At 61.7% G+C, this 1,996-nt stretch carries 2 protein-coding genes; both read right to left on the bottom strand.

What is annotated here, in order from left to right:
• Positions 1-1,277, bottom strand: a 1,277-nt coding sequence (locus AC1D00_RS38765; RefSeq protein ID WP_477014311.1) for a cache domain-containing protein, incomplete at its 3' end; no start/stop codon positions are given.
• Between the two features lie 170 nt (positions 1,278-1,447).
• The coding region (locus AC1D00_RS38760) for a PilZ domain-containing protein (protein WP_477014310.1) at positions 1,448-1,996 on the bottom strand (549 nt) is incomplete at its 5' end.

Raw genomic sequence — 1,996 nt, 5'->3', positions numbered from 1 at the left:
CTCCTGGCGACGCGCAGCGCGGTTTCGATCCAGACCTCGCCCTTCTCGCGATGCCGAGCGCGATAAGTGATTCTAGCCTCTTCGGCTTCGCCGTTCCCCAACGCGGAGATCGTTTGCTCAACCCGGGCCAGGTCCGCGGGATTTATGCCGGCGAAGGCCGACGTATCCACCAACTGGTTCGGAGCCCAGCCGAGAACTCGCGCGCTGGACGGCGACGCATAGAGGATCCGTCCATCGACCGCTATGCGCATGACCATGTCTCCCGACTGCTCCGCGAGGAGGCGAAAATCCGCCTCCTTGGCGACCAGGGCGGCTGCCATCTTTTGCCGCAGGTGCAACTGGCGCACCAGGAAGAGCCCCGCAACAGCGAGCCCTCCTATCAGTCCCAGCACCGCAGCCATGCGCGTCAGCGCCGCTCTGCGCCAGGGCGCCAAGACGTCGTCTTCCGATTCCGTGGCAACCACGAGAACAGGGTACCGACTGCTCAGCTGATAAAAGCTCAGACGCCGAACGCCGTCGAGAGGCGACGTGAAGTAGTAGACGTCCGCAGTCGGCCGCTCGCGGATTATTCTAAAAAGCGGAGCACTCGACAGGTCGCGGCCCGTATAGCCGTTGTCCGGGCTACGCGCGAGGATAACGCCTTTCGCGGTCGCCAGTGCAATCGAACCGTTCTGGCCAACGTCGAATCCGCGATAGAACTGCAGAAAATAGTCGACATCGATCGTCGTAAGAGCCACTCCGGCAAAACTGCCGTCAGGATGATTGAAGCGCCTTGAGGCGGTGATGATCCATTGCCCGCCCGACCTGCTCCTCACTGGAGACCCAATGAAGGTTCCCCGGTCAGCCACGGCGCGATGATGCTGGAAATATTCTCTGTCACTGTTGTTGAGACCGGCGAAATTCACAGGCTCGCTGGTTGCGAGCCAGCGGCCGGTCTCGTCATAGACGAACACGGCGCGGATCCGATTCGCGGCTTTGCGCCGGGAAAGAAAGGTCTGAATCTTGGCGATTGCCGCCGGGCTGGTTCCCTCAAGCTCGAGTTGGCCAACCAACACATTTAGAACTGTGTCCGCGAGCTCGAACGTGTCGTCCGCGTGTTGCGTCACCGACCGGGCCAGATTGGCYATGTCCGTTTCGGAGCCCTTCAGGACCGTCACCCGCGAGGACCACTCCCGCCAACCGCTGAGCACGACGATCGCCAAGCAGGCGACCGCCACGAATGCCGAGACCCAGAACGTGAGACGCCCTAGGCGAAGGTCGCTGCGGTGATCGATCAACAGATGCTCCCTCCACCCTCTATCCGCAAACGCCTTGGGCCAAGGGATGGTTGCTCGCTCCGGTTGAGTTTTCTGGCAGGGCACCGGAAGGAGACCGAYGGCATCGATGAGCGGCCTGACCGTCGATCGATATCCCGTGGACTGGTCGGACGAGAAGGACAACACAGCAATCAGCTCAGCTTGACGGCCTTGAGCACTGTGCCGGCCACTCGGCCAAAGCCAGGTTCACTAAAACTCGTCGGATGCAGGCTTCGAACTCCGGCAAGATGTGCCAAGTCGTCGATCCGCCGTTGAGGCCGAATCACCAGGCTCTCTGCCGGCAGGCGCTCGGTCGGCGAAAACGACGCGGGCTTCGCGCCGCGCGTAACAATGTGGGGCAACGGCGCGGCCATTGACCAGATGTTCTTAAGCATCGCCCTGTTCACCGAGCGCGCGATGACACCGTTCCCCCTCAGACGGGCGACGGTAAAGAGCTTGCGGATCAGCAGGTCTCGTTCAAGCGACTGCGGCAAATGGAACTGCACCCCGACAAGCTGGCCTCTTTGTTGCACGACCGTCGCGTCGATCCAACCCACCTGCACGATGTGCACCCGTAGCGGTTCTCCAGCGCGAGGATAGTCAATGCCGGAGCCGAGCAGAACGCCGGCGCCAGAGAGGGAGATGTTGCTCATGCGCCCAGAAAGCCGCTCGCCGGACTCGGTTTGGATCAAGATTGATTC

The organism is Bradyrhizobium sp. P2_E8 (assembly GCF_056403875.1).
Note: the sequence above shows the minus strand (reverse complement) of the source record. Positions and strands in the feature narration are given on the sequence as shown.